The following is a 15,098-nucleotide window of genomic DNA, read 5'->3' as shown; positions in this document are numbered from 1 at the left end:
TAACGCTGGACTTAGCGCTTACCACTTATCGAGACTGGCTGAAACGGTCGCTCAATCTGAGACACAGTACATAAAAACCCTCGAGCAGCTCTTCTAACCGTGACTCTTCGTCAAAACAGTGATCGTCTACCAGGGCTTTTAATTCGTAACCCTCACTTCCTTGCCCCAATACCGGTTGCCCGGTCACGACCCAGCACAGTGCAGCTTGTAGCTCCTCCCACAGTTCTGCGCCCCAGGAAGTAAAGGTAGAGCTGTCCATCCAATCTAATGCGCTCCATAGCCAGAGCCGATCATCGATTACTGAAAAATAGAGGCTGGGGATATTAGTAAAACTGATTTCGATAGTGGAATGGGCGTCAAACTGACTGGACTCAACCGGATAACCCATGTTACTCAGGGTCTTACGCAAACGTTCGGCAATGTTATAGTGCATGTGTTCTTTCCTTGGAATTGACAATTTTTTAATGTGAAACAGTGAGCAGATAGCGTGTACAAACTAGAACGGTTCCGTTCTACAAACAGCTATAAATCGCTCAAATTGCGGAGGAAAAATGCACCCAGAACTAAAATTGAGTTTTTCTGTCGAGATCCAGGTTGATAAACCAGTCATTGTTAACGCGACAGCCGAGGGCGGCAAACGTCAGTTGATTTCAATTCTTGAAGGGAAAGTAAGCGGAAAAATTAATGGTGTTGTGCTGCCGGGCGGCATCGATAGCCAGATTATTCAACCAGACGGTATCTGTCATCTCTCCGCCCGCTATGGTTTACAAACAGATCAAGGCACTGTTTACATAGAAAATAATGGCATACGTCGTATTCCTGCAGAGTGGCGCGATCGTCTTTTTGATCAAGATATGTCGTTTTTTAATCAGATCCCGCAGGAGGATATCTACTTCAGAGCAGTGCCTAAATTCGAAGTATACAGTGATGCATTACGCTGGATGATCGAATCGATTTTCATCTGCACAGGCCAACGCACAGCAGAAGGCGTATCGCTGAAATTTTATGAATTATTATGAAATTACCTGCTTTTATTGCGCTTTTTTGCCGTTTAATTGCAAAGCTAAACGGGTAGCGAAGAGTTCAGCGCTACCTTGGTCAGTCCCCTTGGCAAAGCAGGATACAGTGACGGGATCGGCGCAATCGGGGAAGTGATACACCGCGTTAACGCAAAATGGCCCACCGCCAGAGTGGCCAATTGCCCGCTGTCCCCCGCCTACCTCGCCGCTCATCAGGCCCAATGCATAGCCGCATTTCGTCCATGGGCGGCCAGCCAATGCGCCCCCTAGCGGATAATGTTCCAGCATTTGCTGCAGCGTGCTTCCAGTTGCATGATTATTTCTGAAAATTTTCTTATTAAACAGTGCATCTAAAATACTGGCAGCATCATGCGCGGTGCCTATCAAACAGCCATGATAGACCCATCCGGGATGATAACTGGCCGCAGCTGGCCAATGCAGAGTGCTGAACTGCAACTGCGTGGTGGCAACTTCCACGCTTTTCAGCCCTAGCGGCGTGGTAATAAATTCAGCCACCAGTTCAGCGAAGCTTTTTCCAGCTACCTCTTCAATCCTTTCACGCGCCAGCATATATCCCACATTAGAGTAGCTCCAGCCCTCTCCTGGCAGGAACAGCGGATCATTGGCCAACACTGCATCCAGCATTTTATCCCGTGACCATGGCGGCAAATTTGCCGCTACGTCATGGTGATAATCTGAAAGCTGACCGTAATCTGCTACTCCGGCTGTGTGCTGCAAAAGTTGCCGTAGGGTATATTTTTGCCCTTGCAAAAACGCATCCAAATTCAATGAGCCATTTTCGGAAAGTTTTAGAGCACAAACAGCGATTACCGATTTGGTAAAGCTCCAATAAGGGAAACGAATATTGTGATCTGCACTTGAGGCATTAAGACCACTGCGGGTGATCCAGCTCCAGTGATATTCTTCCTGCATCATTGGCTCCTGACTTTGTCATTACCTTCAATCAAAAATTCATCGTTTCATAATAGTTGCCCTTACCGCAAGCCAGGCTCATTATTTATCGGCAAGAAGAGAAATATAATATTTTCCAGCGCATTTCTGATGACTTTAATTGAGGATAATACATTGATAATCATGTTTTATTTCGCTGTATTATTAATCTCATCCACTCTTTTCGCGGCTGAAGCAGCTGACAGTTTTTATGTTAATCCAAATTCTACAGCCGCCGAATGGGTAAAACAGCACCCCAATGATCCCCGCCAGGCTGTAATACAGCAGTCCATAGCCAATGTTCCGATGGCGCGCTGGTTTACCGGTTCCCTTCGAGATAAAGATAATCTGAGTCAGCAAGTGTCCTCTTATGTCTCCGCCGCCGTGAAAAAACATCAAATTCCGCTGATGGTGGCCTATAACATTCCCCACCGCGATTGCAGCGGCGTAGCCTCGGCGGGCGGAGCGGCAACACCCGAGAGTTACAGACAATGGGTTAATGAGTTTGCCAATGGCGTTAAAGGCAGAAAAGCCGTTATTGTGCTTGAACCAGATAGTCTGGGTGACATTGGCTGTCTTGATAAAGAGCAACAATCTGTCAGGCTTGGTTTATTAAAATATGCCGTCGATACCTTTAACTCTAAGGCACCCGCTGCTCAGTTATATCTTGACGCCGGTAATGCGCGCTGGAAACCTGCTGCCGTAATGGCTGAATATCTTGATAATGCAGGGCTTAAAAACGCCAAGGGTTTTGCGCTGAATGTCTCTAATTCCTATTCAACTCCAGAATCTATTTCCTATGCCGATAGGATAAATATCATCTTGCTAAAAAATTATGGCTATAAAAAACCCATCCTCATTGATACCAGTCGCAACGGTCACGCAGCAAAAGCGGGTGAATGGTGTAATGCTGCAGGTCCAAAATTAGGTATTCCGACACAGCAGTTATCCGCAAACATATTCGCCGCATGGATAAAAGTGCCGGGGAATTCCGACGGCGATTACTCCCCTAAAGCTGATTGTCATGGCGGACCAAAGGCAGGCGTATTCAGTGCCGATTTAGCAATGCGATTAATTAAAAATTAGTGTTTAATCAGGTTCCATCCAAGTCGTTTTAAAGTCGAACCAACCCAGATTATTCAGGTGAATTCCCTGTGCCTGGCTGGGACCTTTTAGACGCATCCAGTGATGGAACAGCGGCTGAAGCCAACCCTCGCCAACGACATTTTGCACTAACTGCTGAGAGCTTAACTGCTGACTGCGCCACTGCTGAAGCCATTGTTCAAACAGCACGCTGTTTCCACCCGAGATATTATTTTTCAGCAACGGCATTCCTAATAACCAGGCTCCGACATTCCATTCTTCCGGCACTGGAAAATTCACCGTTCCCAGCCACAAATCGGCTTCAGCTTCTCCGGTAGCCCAGAGTTCGTAACCAAGCTCGATAAGTTCCAACTCCACTCCCGCCTCGGCCAAAACCCGCTGCATATCTCCAGCCAGCATTGTGTATTCCGGATGCTGGGCATGGTAAGCCAGCCTTAAACGGCAAGGGGCTTTTGGAGCTTGCGATTTTCCGGCATCCATACAATGAAACCAGGAGGGTAATAAACTGCCGGTGGGCACCCAAAACTGGCGAATAGGTTCAATCAGTTGCTGGATCAGCAGGTTAGGATTAAGTTTTTCCCTTAACCAGCGCCGAGTTTCAATGGACTTCCAAAGCGAAGAGCGGCTGTCACACAACAAGAAATAGCCGCCACGTTCCAAAAACATTTCTATTGAAAAGTCTGAGGGCTTACCGGTAAAACTCACCGCGTGACCCGCTACATAATCGACGTCACTAATGCTGGAGCTCAACCACGCAGCGGACTGCCCCGGTAATGTTTGTGATGAAGAAACAGGTTCCTCTTTTTTCGGCAGCGTAGACAGATCCGGCCACATTAAAACTTCAACCTCATCAACCAAAGCGCGAAAACCAAAGTAATGATCGAAAGCTTTCAACAACAGATGCCAGTCATTATTTTCACTAACCTGATAGGGACCCGTGCCTATCGGACGCGAGGAAAAATCAGCACGAGACTGATGATCCGCGGGTAAAATAAGCGCCGTAGGGTGAGATAATAAAAGCGGCAGCTGATTGTCAGGTTCAGCAAGCTCCACTACAACACTCAATGTTCCGCTTTGATAGACTCGGGTGATATGTGAGAACAGTGGCTGCAATCGACAACGGTTAACAGACACAACAATATCCTCGCTAGTCAGCTCGCGACCATCGTGGAACTGCACACCCGGACGCAGATAAAATCGCCAGCTCAATGCATCAAGCTGTCGCCAATGGTGCGCCAGGTCAGGTTCTGGCAAACCATTCTGCTCATTGACGCGCGTCAACCCATTAAATATTTGCCGGACCAAATGCACCTCAGAGCGCCTTAATGGTGTACCGGGATAGAGATTGGGGAGCGAACGATAATAAGGAACGCGTAGCGATTGATAATCGTCGCGAATGCTATAACCCAATTTGCTGCGCAGCAAAGAAGTTACCAGCTGCTTTTCCTCTCCCAATAAATTGATCGCCTCGTCATAACTGCCCTGATCCAGCAATTTCTCCGCTTTTGCCACTAGCAGCTGATGCGAGTTTCTTAAAAGTCTTAGCTGCGAGCGATGCCCACGGCCCGCAACCGATAACCAGTCAATCCATCCAGCATCCTGCATCTGAACTAAAAGACTGCGCATATGGCGCTTACTACAGTGCAAATTATCCGCGAGTTGCTGCAGAGTGATGCTTACATTTTGCGTCGGAAACAGCTCCAGCAAACGCAGATATTGCTGTTCGAGGCGGCGACCAGTCATAAAAGAGGAACTCCAAATATCGAAACTCAGCAGTTTTTAATCTCACCTTTTTAGGCCATTATTTTTGAAACTGCAACAGGTGACAGCAAAGCGGATGCGCTGATCTACCGATTGCCATTCAGGAATATTGATTCTTAGGAAGATTGTTATGACCAAGTATTTGAATAAAGACACCATTGTTTGTATGTCACTGGCCGCAAGACCAAGCAATTTCGGCACGCGTTTCCACAATTATCTCTATGACGCGCTGGACCTCGATTATCTATATAAAGCTTTTACCACCAAAGATTTAAAAGGGGCTATTGCTGGTGTCCGCGCTTTAGGTATTCGTGGCTGTGCTATCTCTATGCCGTTCAAAGAAGAATGTATTCCGATGCTAGATGAATTAGATGCCTCGGCTCGTGCAATAAACTCCGTCAATACCATCGTTAATACCGACGGCTACCTGAAAGCATACAATACCGATTACATCGCCATTGCCACCCTACTCAAACAATATAACGTACCCACCGATTATTTTTTTGCTCTGCACGGCAGCGGCGGCATGGCAAAAGCCGTGGCCTGCGCCTTGAAAGACGCGGGTTTCAAGAAAGGATTTATTGTCGCCAAGAATGAAAAAACCGGTCCAGAGTTAGCAAAACTCTATGGATTCGAATGGCGTAAAGATATGACGGACCTTAACCCTGACCTGTTGATTAATGCCACGCCTATCGGCATGAGCGGCGGTGCAGATGCCGAAAAATTATCTTTCAGCGAACAGCAAGTTAATCACGCCAAGGTGATCTTTGAAGTTGTTGCCCTGCCTGCTGAAACACCGTTACTGAAATATGCCAAAAGCCAAAACAAAACGGTAATAACCGGTTCTGAGGTATTTGCTATTCAAGCAGTGGAGCAGTTTGTTCTTTATACCGGGGTTCGCCCTGATGATGAACTCTTCCAACAGGCAGCAAAATACGCGCGACAAGGAGCCTAAGCCTAATAAGTTCAACCTCAGTCTTTTATATAAAAAAACCTGTCGATACACGTTATCCGATAACATAAAAAATAGAAGGCGTACCCTATGAGCAATAACGTTTATAAGCATCTCATGACCGGCGTGTCACATATGTTACCCCTGGTTGTCGCAGGAGGTTTGTGTATCGCTCTCTCCTTTGTATTCGGCATTCAGGCATTTAAGGAGCCTGGGACCCTTGCCGCAGCATTGATGAACATTGGCGGCAAAGCCGCTTTTGCTTTAATGGTGCCGGTGTTGGCCGGATATATTTCATTTTCCATCGCTGACCGACCTGGACTGGCGCCAGGTTTAATCGGCGGAATGCTTGCCAGCCTGGGCGGTGCAGGGTTTTTAGGCGGTATCGTTGCTGGTTTTCTTGCTGGCTATACTGCCAGGTTCCTGGTTGAGAAGATCAAACTTCCCGCTGAAATGGAAGCCCTTAAACCGGTGCTTGTGGTGCCTTTGCTAGCCACATTATTTACCGGACTGGTGATGATTTATGTCGTTGGAGGCCCGGTCGCCTCAGTCATGAGTGCATTAACCACCTTCCTGGCAGGAATGACCACCGCCAATGCCGTATTGTTAGGAATAATATTAGGCGCAATGCAGTGCTTCGACCTGGGAGGACCGGTTAATAAAGCAGCCTATACCTTTGGCGTTGGCCTGTTGGCCTCGCAAACCTATGGTCCAATGGCCGCGATTATGGCCGCAGGTATGGTTCCCGCACTGGGAATGGGTGTGGCAACTTATTTGGCACGCAAGAAATTTAGCCAGCAGGAACGTGAAGCAGGGAAAGCCTCATTTATCCTCGGGCTATGCTTTATCTCAGAGGGGGCAATACCCTTTGCGGCGAGGGATCCAATGCGTGTTATCCCTTCCACTATGTGCGGCGGTGCATTGGCAGGAGGGCTATCAATGTTCTTTGGCTGTACGCTGATGGCACCGCACGGTGGCTTATTTGTCCTTGCCATTCCACATGCAGTAGGAAATGTCGGGATGTATTTGCTATCGATTATTGCCGGAACAGTGGTGACCGGTGCGATGTATTCAGTATTAAAACCTTCAATAGTTATTAGCACGGATGAAATAGAAACAGCAGAAGGGAGTTCCGCTTTTAATCAGCAAAGTTCACGATAAAATCATAATTTCCCGCCGACAGTAATAACGAACTCGCAGGGAAGCGAGTTTATATAGGTACTATCAGGTCAGCAAATCGGTACGCCAACACTTAATCCCATTGGTATGTTACCTGGAGCCACGCTTATTTTATAATTACCGCGAAATTTGAGTGCTTTAATGCTATTTAATTTTTTCTGACTTACCCAACTAAAAAGCTGAATCGATTTCAATTTTGATACAGCCACCCTCCTTAAGTCACAGTCCTCAATGAAAATAACTATATTAATCATCATTATTTGTGAGTAATCTCATACTTACGTAGATACTTAACCCCAATTACCCTTCAAGTGATTCGCTTCACGTTTTTATCCCGCTTAACTTTGTAGTCTGACGTTGGTTTAAGCTAAATCAATTCAGCTAAAGGGAAAGAGTGATGAAAAAGCGTATTCTGGCAGGCGCAATTTTAGTGTTGATCAGCGGTCATGCAGCAGCAAAAACCTGGGTGCTGACCGATGCTGACACCAGTACGGAGCTGGGGAACTGGCATATGAGCAGCACGCAGCTGAAATACTCAGGAGAGAATTTCAGCATCGATCAAAAGGTGCTGCACGGTGGCAAGCAGGAAGGGTCTAAGGTCATTACTATTACCAGTAAAGATGGCCTGACAATTATGCTAAGCCCGACTCGGGGCATGGATCCTTTGAAAGTGACAGGTCATGGGATCCGATTGGGTTGGGATTCTCCGGTTAATGAAGTTGTTAATCCGGCCTATATCAATCTTGAGAGCCGCAATGGTTTAGGTTGGCTGGAAGGTTTCAATGAGATGATGGTACGTGCAGGCTTCGAATGGACGGGTCATCCTGTCACTAAAGACGGCGTAATTTACACTCTGCATGGCAGAGCGGGTAATACACCGGCTTCAAAAGTTGAAGTCACGGTAGAAGACCAGGCTCCACACGAGATCCGTATTCGAGGTCTGTTAAAAGAACATGCATTTAAAAAATCCAATCTCGAAGTCTGGACTGAGCTGCGCTATATTCCCGGCCAAGACTCTTTTACCCTCCACGATGTGCTAACTAATAAAGCTGATTATCCGCACGACTATCAAATTATTTATCACAGTAATTTTGGCACGCCGATATTGGAAAAAGATGCCCGATTTATTGCACCATTAGAGTCGGTCTCCCCTTTCAATGATTACGCTAAAAAGGGTCTGAATAACTGGGCAACTTACAGTGGCCCGACCAAAGATTTTGATGAGATGGTTTTTAACCTAAAACCCAAAGCTGATAGCAACGGCAAGACTATTGCAGCAGTAATTAACAGCAAGGGTGATAAAGGTGCCTCAATCGAGTTTGATATCCATCAATTACCGCTGCTCACTATGTGGAAAAATACAGATACTCTTAAGCAAGGTTATGTTACAGGTATAGAGCCCGGTACAAATTACGCCTATCCAGTCACTGTGGAAAAAGAGCAAGGGCGGGTAAAACAGCTGCAACCAGGTCAAAGCACTGAATTTACTCTTACCTACAGTCTGTTAAAAGATTCAGCAGCCGTTCAAAAAGTTGAGCAGCGCGTTAAAGATATTCAGGGTAACGAAGTGGTTAAAATTGATGAGAAGCCAATCGCAGTAGAATAGTAAAATTCCTAGCATTGAAACGAGGGCCAGACATATTTCAATGTTTGGCCCTCTACATATTAGTCAGTTTTTAAACTGTTTTCATGTCGAGAAATTAAGAAGGTAATATATCTTCAATTGATAGCTCATCCCGATACATCTCGCGAATCATAGCTTGTTCAAATTGCTCACTAAACGATGGCGAGGTCGGTCGCGACCGTTGGATTAATTCAGTTCCCTCTTTGGGGGGCTGAGATACCAAGTTATTATTTTTAATAGCTTTTCGTAAATTAGTGATACATACTCCAGAGAGGGCTGCGTTGTCTTTAATGCTAAGTTGCGGGTGCATCTTTAATAGTCTTATAGCATAAGGGATATTTTTCTCTTCGGGCTCACGCGGTGTCGCCAAGCCGGCAAGTCTTCCGTTTTCTGACAACCCTATAAACTCACGCCTTACGCGCAGCGCATAATCATTCAAGCCGGAAATTGCCGCAATAGTATATGAACCCAATGTGGGATAAATAATTTTAAGCCGCAAAGCATATTGCAGATTGTTTTCGCCAGGATTTATCGGGGTTAGTAATTTAATCCTCTCACTAAACGGTGAAAATTTTTTAAAACCAGGCATAGAACGAAGATATTCTTCACTCACCTTAGCAATTCCTGCAATATCTACGACACTGAGGTTGGAATAGCAAGTTTTAAGGCATCGTGCATAGCTAGAGTTAGCCTCGTTCAACAGTTGTGGTGTGGCTAATAATATTGATTTAGCATTTTCTTAAACTCTGCAAGTCGGCCTATTGTATTTACATGACAACCGGAAATAATAGAAAAATCAACTACTTTAAGATGAGGGTAATTAATTTTTAGACGCCGAACATAATTACTATGGCTCTCAAATTCTTTGAGCTCACAGGTTGCTAAGTATTGATATGATTCTTTTCGTCCGGCATCTATTAAACAAGATGTTGGCATTTTCTGATTTTGGGAGACCTGAATAATATGCTCTCCCAAATTCGAAAATGACGCAGAAGATTCAATAAGTGGTTTGGCAGGTAAAACAGTCCCGGAAGAAATTGATAAAATTACCGATGGATAATTATTAACTGGAATATCAGTCATTGCGGCTTACTCGAACAGATTGTTGTTGTGCCCATGAAATCCGTCTGACCACGTCCTTTTTTCGTTTTAAATCTTTAATATTCATACGCTTACTCCCTTTCTTTGTTGCAAAGACAATAGCAAAATTGGAGAAGCAAAAAATCTGAAAAATAAAGATAAAAAAACCGGCATCGCGCTATTACGCTCTGCCGGTCTTTAAAGAGTTTGGCCTGACACTCAGTTCAATCAAACTTTGTTTATGGCCTTACCAAATCATCCCCATAGCCGATCCACTTGTAGGTGGTTAAGGCTTCGAGACCCATCGGGCCACGAGCGTGAAGTTTTTGCGTACTGACCGCCACTTCTGCGCCGAGGCCAAATTGGCCGCCATCGGTGAAGCGAGTGCTGGCGTTGACGTAAACAGCCGATGAATCGACCTCATTAACAAAGCGTTCTGCACTGCTGATTGAGCGGGTCAAAATCGCATCGGAATGCTCGGTGCCGTACTGACGGATGTGGGCCACGGCGGCGTCGAGATCTGCCACCACGGAAACGTTAAGATCTAAAGACAACCACTCATCCTGATAGTCTTCTTCTTTTACTTCAACCACTGCGGCCGGGCCATTTTTTAAATGCGGCAGCGCCGAGCTGCTGGCATGTAAAGTTACGCCCGCAAAATGCATTTTCTCGCTCAGCGCGGGCAGGAAGCGGCTGGCAATCGCTTCATGAACCAGCAAAGTCTCAAGGCTATTGCAGGCGCTTGGACGCTGCACCTTCGCGCTTTCGATAACTTTCAGCGCCTGGTCGAAATCAACGCTTTCATCCACAAAGGTGTGGCACACGCCAATCCCGCCAGTAATCACCGGAATGGTAGATTGCTCGCGGCAAAGTTTGTGCAACGCGGCACCACCGCGCGGGATTAGCATGTCGATGTATTTATCAAGACGCAGCATCTCGGCGACCAAGGCGCGATCCGGGCTTTGAATCGCCTGAACGGCAGCGGCGGGCAGCCCACACTGCTCCAGCGCTTGCTGGATGACATTGACGGTCGCCAGATTGGTGTGATGAGTTTCTTTACCACCGCGCAGAATGACCGCATTACCGGTTTTCAGGCACAGGCTTGCAACGTCGATAGTCACATTTGGGCGCGCTTCATAAATCACGCCAACTACCCCCAGCGGCACGCGGCGACGTTGCAGTTTTAAACCACTGTCCATCTGCGCACCGTCGATCACCTGGCCGACCGGATCGCTTAAGCGGCACACGTCGCGCACATCGTTGGCAATGGCAGTAAGACGCGCCGGAGTCAGCAGCAGGCGATCGAGCAGCGAATCTTTCATGCCACTCTCACGGGCGGCGGCCATGTCCAGCTCGTTGGCTTGAACAATGCTCTGGCTGTTGGCCTCGAGCATATCGGCAATCAGCAACAGCGCAGCATTTTTCTGAGCGGTACTTAATGTAGAAAGCTGGTAGGACGCCTGTCTGGCGGCTTTGCCCATTTGCTCCAACATATATAACTCCTTAACTTACGATCATATCGTCGCGGTGAACGGCAACGGGACCGTATTCGTATCCGAGGATGTCGCTGATCTGCTGGGAATGGTGTCCGGCAATCATGCGCATGGCATCACTGTTATAGCGGCTGACCCCGTGAGCCAAATCGCGACCGGTCAGGTTGCGGATGCGGATCACTTCGCCGCGCGAGAAGTCACCTTTCACGTCGCGAATACCTTTGGGCAAAAGCGAGCTTCCGCGCTCAAGCATGGCCGCAACCGCGCCGTCATCAACGGTAATTTCACCGGCAGGCGGTGCGCCAAAGATCCAGCGTTTACGGTTTTCAAGCGGCGTTTCCATTGCGTGGAAACGGGTGCCCACCGAATTACCGGCGATCACATCACCCACCACGCCCGGCAGACTACCCGCGGCAATAATAGTGTCGATACCGGCGCGGCAGGCAATGTCGGCAGCCTGTAATTTGGTCGCCATCCCGCCGGTCCCCAGCCCGGAAACGCTGTCACCGGCAATACCACGAAGCGCATCGTCAATAGCGGTTACTTCGCGGATTAATTCGGCTTCTGGGTTAGTGCGTGGGTCGGCGGTAAACAGGCCCGGCTGATCGGTCAACAGCAGCAGTTTATCTGCACCGGCTAAAATCGCCGCCAGAGCAGAAAGATTGTCGTTATCGCCGACTTTAATCTCGGCGGTCGCCACAGCGTCATTCTCGTTAATCACCGGCACAATGTGGTTGTCGAGCAACGCGTTCATCGTGTCACGGGCATTAAGAAAGCGCTCGCGATCTTCGAGATCGGCGCGGGTCAGCAGCATCTGCCCAATGTGGATCCCATATATAGAAAACAGCTGTTCCCACAGTTGGATCAAACGGCTCTGACCTACCGCCGCCAGCAGCTGCTTGGAGGCGATGGTGGCGGGGAGCTCGGGATAGCCAAGATGTTCGCGTCCGGCCGCAATCGCGCCAGAAGTGACGATAACAATACGATGCCCTGCCGCATGTTGCTGAGCGCATTGGCGCACCAGTTCAACAATATGGGAACGGTTAAGGCGACGTGAGCCACCCGTGAGCACGCTGGTGCCCAGTTTTACAACCAGTGTTTGGCTGCCACTCATAATCTTTCTGCCGTTTGTCTTGAATGTGAGAATCGAAAGCCCGAGTCATTCCGCCAGTTGTTTTTAAACAGGCAGCATGCGTTATGCCAGCCGGCATAACGCTATAATAATGACATACTATCGGGATAGAAAAAATCTTGGCGTTACGCGGGAAGCTTGATGGGTTCTCTGGGGAGATTTGCTGCCGGGACGAGCTTGAGTTCCATACCTTCAATCATGGCGTTAAGATTTTTATAGAAAGTTTGCAACGTGGTTTCGAGTTTCTCGACCACTTCAGCATCTTTAATCTTTTGCGCTTTCCAATGCCCGTCTTTATCGAACAATCCGTACTCGTAGACATAGGTAAACCGATCGCTATCAGCCTGCAGCTCAATCCACCAGCCCCAGAACTCGCGTTTCTCTGGCGCAGGCTTCACATTTACGCAAACTGCCAGACAATCAAAGAAGAAACGCTCGTTTTCACATTTCGCTTCACGGATATAAGGTCCCAACGTGCCGAAACGTTTCATCAGCCTGCTTTTAGGATGACCACTTGGTAACGTCATGTACAATCTCCTTATTTAAGCATCCATTTGTAGCAAACCTCCGGGAATTAGCAATCACTTTCGTTAGGTGATTTTCAACTTCAACCACTGGCTGATATCCTTCAGCGCCTGGTCAAAACTGCCATATAGCGGCTTCGAAGGAATTTCGATAACTTTGCCATTCGGGCAAGAACCCGCAATAAGACTGGATTCCTGCTTCGGACTAAACGGATCGTTGTCCCAGTAGGCAGAAAGCATTGGCACAGGTGTTCTGCGGCCAAGCAGCCCCTGCATTTTCAGAGAATACCTATTAAGTTCAACCCTTAACGCTTCGTTTGAAGCATTGGGCATCCCTATACGACTTGCCAGCACGTCCATATACATGTCGGGTATGCGCTTTTGGCATTCAACGTCGGTAAGCATTTGATGTACTACCGGTCCGAGACAGGCTACGGCCTTGATCCTGTGCGGCTCGAGATAGGCAAGACGCACGGCAATATTACCGCCAAATCTGGTGCCCAAAACGGCAATGCGCGTTGAGTTCACCCAAGGGATCTTGTCCAGTTGAGAAAGTACCTGCTGATGCAATACGCTGGTATCGGGAGTCAATTTAACGTGAGAAGAGAAGCCAACCGACGGCATATCGATAGTCATCATTGCGATACCCAACGGGGCAAGATAGCTGCGAAAAAGTCGATGATAATCGCTCTGCACAGTATCGAGTCCGCCGCAAACCAGCACTGCAGGGAATGGCGCCTCGCCGTTGTTAGGCAGGTGTACGAATCCGACAATCGGCTTTCCGCCTTCTCGTGGCAAAGAGAACTCTTTTAAGCCATAGGTCGAACTTTCGGCTGATTTTTCGAAAGCTTTATTACTCAACACCTCAGCCTGTTCCGCCAGCGAATCGCCTTTAATGTGCGGATAACCAGCGATGCTGTAGAAATTGGCGGCGCGCAGCCAATACTCGCTGGCCTTTTGTGCATCCTGCTGCTCCTGGGCTTGCTGCTGCCAGTACATCCCCTGATGCGACCACTCGTAAATCCAGTTACCGTTACGATAGCCGATTACGGTATCCAGCAACTGTTGATCGCTGCGCTCGGCAACTGAAACGGCAATTCGCGATAAAACCTCTTCAACTTCCAACGGATTGATGCCGCGCCACAGCCACATCAGGCGATTGATAGTGCGATACCAACAGGGTAAAGAATCACCTTCCAGCGCAGAATGAACCAGCGGCGAAGAGTGGCGATCGGATCGGGCAACCAGCGTCGAGGTTTCGGGATATTTAAAACGCGGTTTAAACAACGTTTCAGAAAGGTTAGCAGGTGCCATAACAGTGAGCGTCCTCTTTGACAGGCAAAAAGGCGCGGGCACACCTTCTCCAGACTCGGATTATAACAAAGTCTGGCAGGCTCGACGCACGACATAAATCAAAAACGCCCGCAGAAGCGAGCGTTTAAAATGATAAAAGCTTAATGCAGCACTGGACGCCTCTAAATCATTCAAGGGCAGCCAACAACCCTGCATTTTGAAGGATGAAGAGTGAAGAGCATCCTCTAAATCATTCGAGATGCAGGTAGGCGGCCACTGAATGAATCCCCAGGAGCTGACATGAGTCAGTAACTGGGGTGAATGAGGGCAGCCAACAACCCTGCATTTTGAAGGATGAAGAGGATTACTTGCCGACGAGAGGCGGGACAAACACCACGCCCATATCCCAAGGTTGTTCAATCCAAGTATTCTGTGGGATATCAACCACATAATCATCAACCAGTGGGCGACCGGCCGGCTTGGCGAATACGGTCACAAAATGCGCTTTTGGATACATTTCACGGATTGCCTGAGCAGTGCCGCCTGTATCGACCAGATCGTCAATTACGATAAAGCCTTCACCGTCGCCTTCTGCACGCTTAAGTACGTGCATTTCGCGCTGATTGTCGTGGTCATAGCTGGAAATACACACGGTATCAACGTGACGAATATTTAACTCACGAGCCAGCAACGCTGCTGGAACCAGGCCACCTCGGCTAACGGCAATAATGCCGGTCCATTGTTCTACCGGCAGCAGGCGCTTAGCCAGCGTACGGGCGTGAATTTGCAGCATGTCCCAAGTTACAACGTACTTTTCGCTCATTTTTTAACTCTCAAAAAAGGGATATCCCAGCCTGTAAGATTAACGGCTTTTAAAAAAATTATTCAGGGAAAATTTATTGCGCGAGATTATAGTGACTCCTGAGTCTAAAAACCAGCAGTTATCCGGCACAGAAAGCCCAAAATTAGCGGATTATCCCCTTTCG

14 protein-coding genes and 1 pseudogene are annotated in these 15,098 nt (G+C 47.9%); 5 read left to right on the top strand and 10 right to left on the bottom strand.

The genetic code is table 11. From position 1 onward, the window contains the following. Positions 1 to 25: 25 nt before the first annotated feature. On the bottom strand, positions 26 to 433 hold the full coding sequence (locus AB3G37_RS05255) for a type III secretion apparatus InvB (RefSeq protein WP_369789926.1): 408 nt from the start codon (positions 431 to 433) through the stop codon (positions 26 to 28). Between the two features lie 118 nt (positions 434 to 551). Between AB3G37_RS05255 and AB3G37_RS05250 the strand changes: the two genes are divergently transcribed. Then, a complete protein-coding gene (locus AB3G37_RS05250; protein WP_369789925.1) occupies positions 552 to 1,019 on the top strand; it encodes a DUF3237 domain-containing protein in 468 nt (155 codons plus the stop codon). Between the two features lie 12 nt (positions 1,020 to 1,031). Here AB3G37_RS05250 and AB3G37_RS05245 read toward each other — a convergent pair whose 3' ends face one another. Beyond that, positions 1,032 to 1,955 (bottom strand): serine hydrolase domain-containing protein, encoded by a 924-nt coding sequence (locus tag AB3G37_RS05245; RefSeq protein WP_369789924.1) that lies wholly within the window; start codon positions 1,953 to 1,955, stop codon positions 1,032 to 1,034. Between the two features lie 126 nt (positions 1,956 to 2,081). On the opposite strand from AB3G37_RS05245, the gene AB3G37_RS05240 reads away from it, so the two are divergent. Then, the gene (locus tag AB3G37_RS05240) at positions 2,082 to 3,056 is read left to right on the top strand and encodes a glycoside hydrolase family 6 protein (RefSeq protein ID WP_369789923.1); all 975 of its coding nucleotides are present in this window, start codon (positions 2,082 to 2,084) and stop codon (positions 3,054 to 3,056) included. Positions 3,057 to 3,059: 3 nt separating this feature from the next. Here AB3G37_RS05240 and AB3G37_RS05235 read toward each other — a convergent pair whose 3' ends face one another. Continuing rightward, positions 3,060 to 4,817 carry an SgrR family transcriptional regulator gene (locus AB3G37_RS05235; RefSeq protein ID WP_369789922.1) on the bottom strand — a complete coding sequence of 586 codons (1,758 nt, stop codon included), beginning with the start codon at positions 4,815 to 4,817 and terminating at the stop codon, positions 3,060 to 3,062. A gap of 148 nt (positions 4,818 to 4,965) precedes the next feature. Here AB3G37_RS05235 and AB3G37_RS05230 point away from each other — a divergent pair, with 148 nt between their 5' ends. The 3 genes and pseudogenes from AB3G37_RS05230 to AB3G37_RS05220 all read left to right on the top strand — a co-directional run bounded on the left by AB3G37_RS05230 (position 4,966) and on the right by AB3G37_RS05220 (position 8,572). Then, the gene (locus AB3G37_RS05230; RefSeq protein WP_369789921.1) at positions 4,966 to 5,790 is read left to right on the top strand and encodes a shikimate 5-dehydrogenase; all 825 of its coding nucleotides are present in this window, start codon (positions 4,966 to 4,968) and stop codon (positions 5,788 to 5,790) included. A gap of 99 nt (positions 5,791 to 5,889) precedes the next feature. Continuing rightward, positions 5,890 to 6,948: pseudogene (locus AB3G37_RS05225) on the top strand (fructose-specific PTS transporter subunit EIIC); the annotation flags it as partial. A 415-nt stretch (positions 6,949 to 7,363) separates the two neighbouring features. Beyond that, positions 7,364 to 8,572 carry an aldose 1-epimerase family protein gene (locus tag AB3G37_RS05220; protein ID WP_369789920.1) on the top strand — a complete coding sequence of 403 codons (1,209 nt, stop codon included), beginning with the start codon at positions 7,364 to 7,366 and terminating at the stop codon, positions 8,570 to 8,572. Between the two features lie 94 nt (positions 8,573 to 8,666). On the opposite strand, the gene AB3G37_RS05215 is transcribed toward AB3G37_RS05220, so the two are convergent. From AB3G37_RS05215 to gpt, 7 genes are all read right to left on the bottom strand, one after another. Next, entirely contained in the window at positions 8,667 to 9,203 is a 537-nt protein-coding gene (locus AB3G37_RS05215; RefSeq protein WP_369789919.1) for a hypothetical protein, read from the bottom strand. A 101-nt stretch (positions 9,204 to 9,304) separates the two neighbouring features. Next, entirely contained in the window at positions 9,305 to 9,673 is a 369-nt protein-coding gene (locus AB3G37_RS05210) for a hypothetical protein (RefSeq protein WP_369789918.1), read from the bottom strand. Positions 9,674 to 9,909: 236 nt separating this feature from the next. Next, complete coding sequence (gene proA, locus AB3G37_RS05205) at positions 9,910 to 11,163, bottom strand: glutamate-5-semialdehyde dehydrogenase (protein ID WP_369789917.1); 1,254 nt, start codon at positions 11,161 to 11,163, stop codon at positions 9,910 to 9,912. A gap of 10 nt (positions 11,164 to 11,173) precedes the next feature. Next, the gene (gene proB / locus AB3G37_RS05200; protein WP_369789916.1) at positions 11,174 to 12,277 is read right to left on the bottom strand and encodes a glutamate 5-kinase; all 1,104 of its coding nucleotides are present in this window, start codon (positions 12,275 to 12,277) and stop codon (positions 11,174 to 11,176) included. 143 nt (positions 12,278 to 12,420) lie between these two features. After that, entirely contained in the window at positions 12,421 to 12,822 is a 402-nt protein-coding gene (crl, locus tag AB3G37_RS05195; protein WP_009637602.1) for a sigma factor-binding protein Crl, read from the bottom strand. Between the two features lie 63 nt (positions 12,823 to 12,885). Continuing rightward, positions 12,886 to 14,133: an esterase FrsA gene (frsA, locus tag AB3G37_RS05190; protein ID WP_369789915.1), complete on the bottom strand. Its 1,248-nt coding sequence runs from the start codon at positions 14,131 to 14,133 to the stop codon at positions 12,886 to 12,888. A 343-nt stretch (positions 14,134 to 14,476) separates the two neighbouring features. Then, the gene (gene gpt / locus AB3G37_RS05185) at positions 14,477 to 14,935 is read right to left on the bottom strand and encodes a xanthine phosphoribosyltransferase (RefSeq protein WP_009637604.1); all 459 of its coding nucleotides are present in this window, start codon (positions 14,933 to 14,935) and stop codon (positions 14,477 to 14,479) included. Between the last annotated feature and the right edge of the window lie 163 nt (positions 14,936 to 15,098).

Source organism: Rouxiella sp. WC2420 (assembly GCF_041200025.1).
Classification (GTDB): Bacteria; Pseudomonadota; Gammaproteobacteria; order Enterobacterales; family Enterobacteriaceae; genus Rouxiella.
The sequence above is the reverse complement of the archived record's forward strand: the minus strand, read 5'-3'. Positions and strand labels throughout refer to the sequence as shown.

Bases quoted from the DNA above. Each gene is read 5' to 3' on its own strand.
- AB3G37_RS05255 (WP_369789926.1), bottom strand. From the start codon at position 433: ATGCACTATAACATTGCCGAACGTTTGCGTAAGACCCTGAGTAACATG.
- AB3G37_RS05250 (WP_369789925.1), top strand. From the start codon at position 552: ATGCACCCAGAACTAAAATTGAGTTTTTCTGTCGAGATCCAGGTTGAT.
- AB3G37_RS05245 (WP_369789924.1), bottom strand. From the start codon at position 1,955: ATGATGCAGGAAGAATATCACTGGAGCTGGATCACCCGCAGTGGTCTT.
- AB3G37_RS05240 (WP_369789923.1), top strand. From the start codon at position 2,082: ATGACTTTAATTGAGGATAATACATTGATAATCATGTTTTATTTCGCT.
- AB3G37_RS05235 (WP_369789922.1), bottom strand. From the start codon at position 4,817: ATGACTGGTCGCCGCCTCGAACAGCAATATCTGCGTTTGCTGGAGCTG.
- AB3G37_RS05230 (WP_369789921.1), top strand. From the start codon at position 4,966: ATGACCAAGTATTTGAATAAAGACACCATTGTTTGTATGTCACTGGCC.
- AB3G37_RS05220 (WP_369789920.1), top strand. From the start codon at position 7,364: ATGAAAAAGCGTATTCTGGCAGGCGCAATTTTAGTGTTGATCAGCGGT.
- AB3G37_RS05210 (WP_369789918.1), bottom strand. From the start codon at position 9,673: ATGACTGATATTCCAGTTAATAATTATCCATCGGTAATTTTATCAATT.
- proA (WP_369789917.1), bottom strand. From the start codon at position 11,163: ATGTTGGAGCAAATGGGCAAAGCCGCCAGACAGGCGTCCTACCAGCTT.
- proB (WP_369789916.1), bottom strand. From the start codon at position 12,277: ATGAGTGGCAGCCAAACACTGGTTGTAAAACTGGGCACCAGCGTGCTC.
- crl (WP_009637602.1), bottom strand. From the start codon at position 12,822: ATGACGTTACCAAGTGGTCATCCTAAAAGCAGGCTGATGAAACGTTTC.
- frsA (WP_369789915.1), bottom strand. From the start codon at position 14,133: ATGGCACCTGCTAACCTTTCTGAAACGTTGTTTAAACCGCGTTTTAAA.
- gpt (WP_009637604.1), bottom strand. From the start codon at position 14,935: ATGAGCGAAAAGTACGTTGTAACTTGGGACATGCTGCAAATTCACGCC.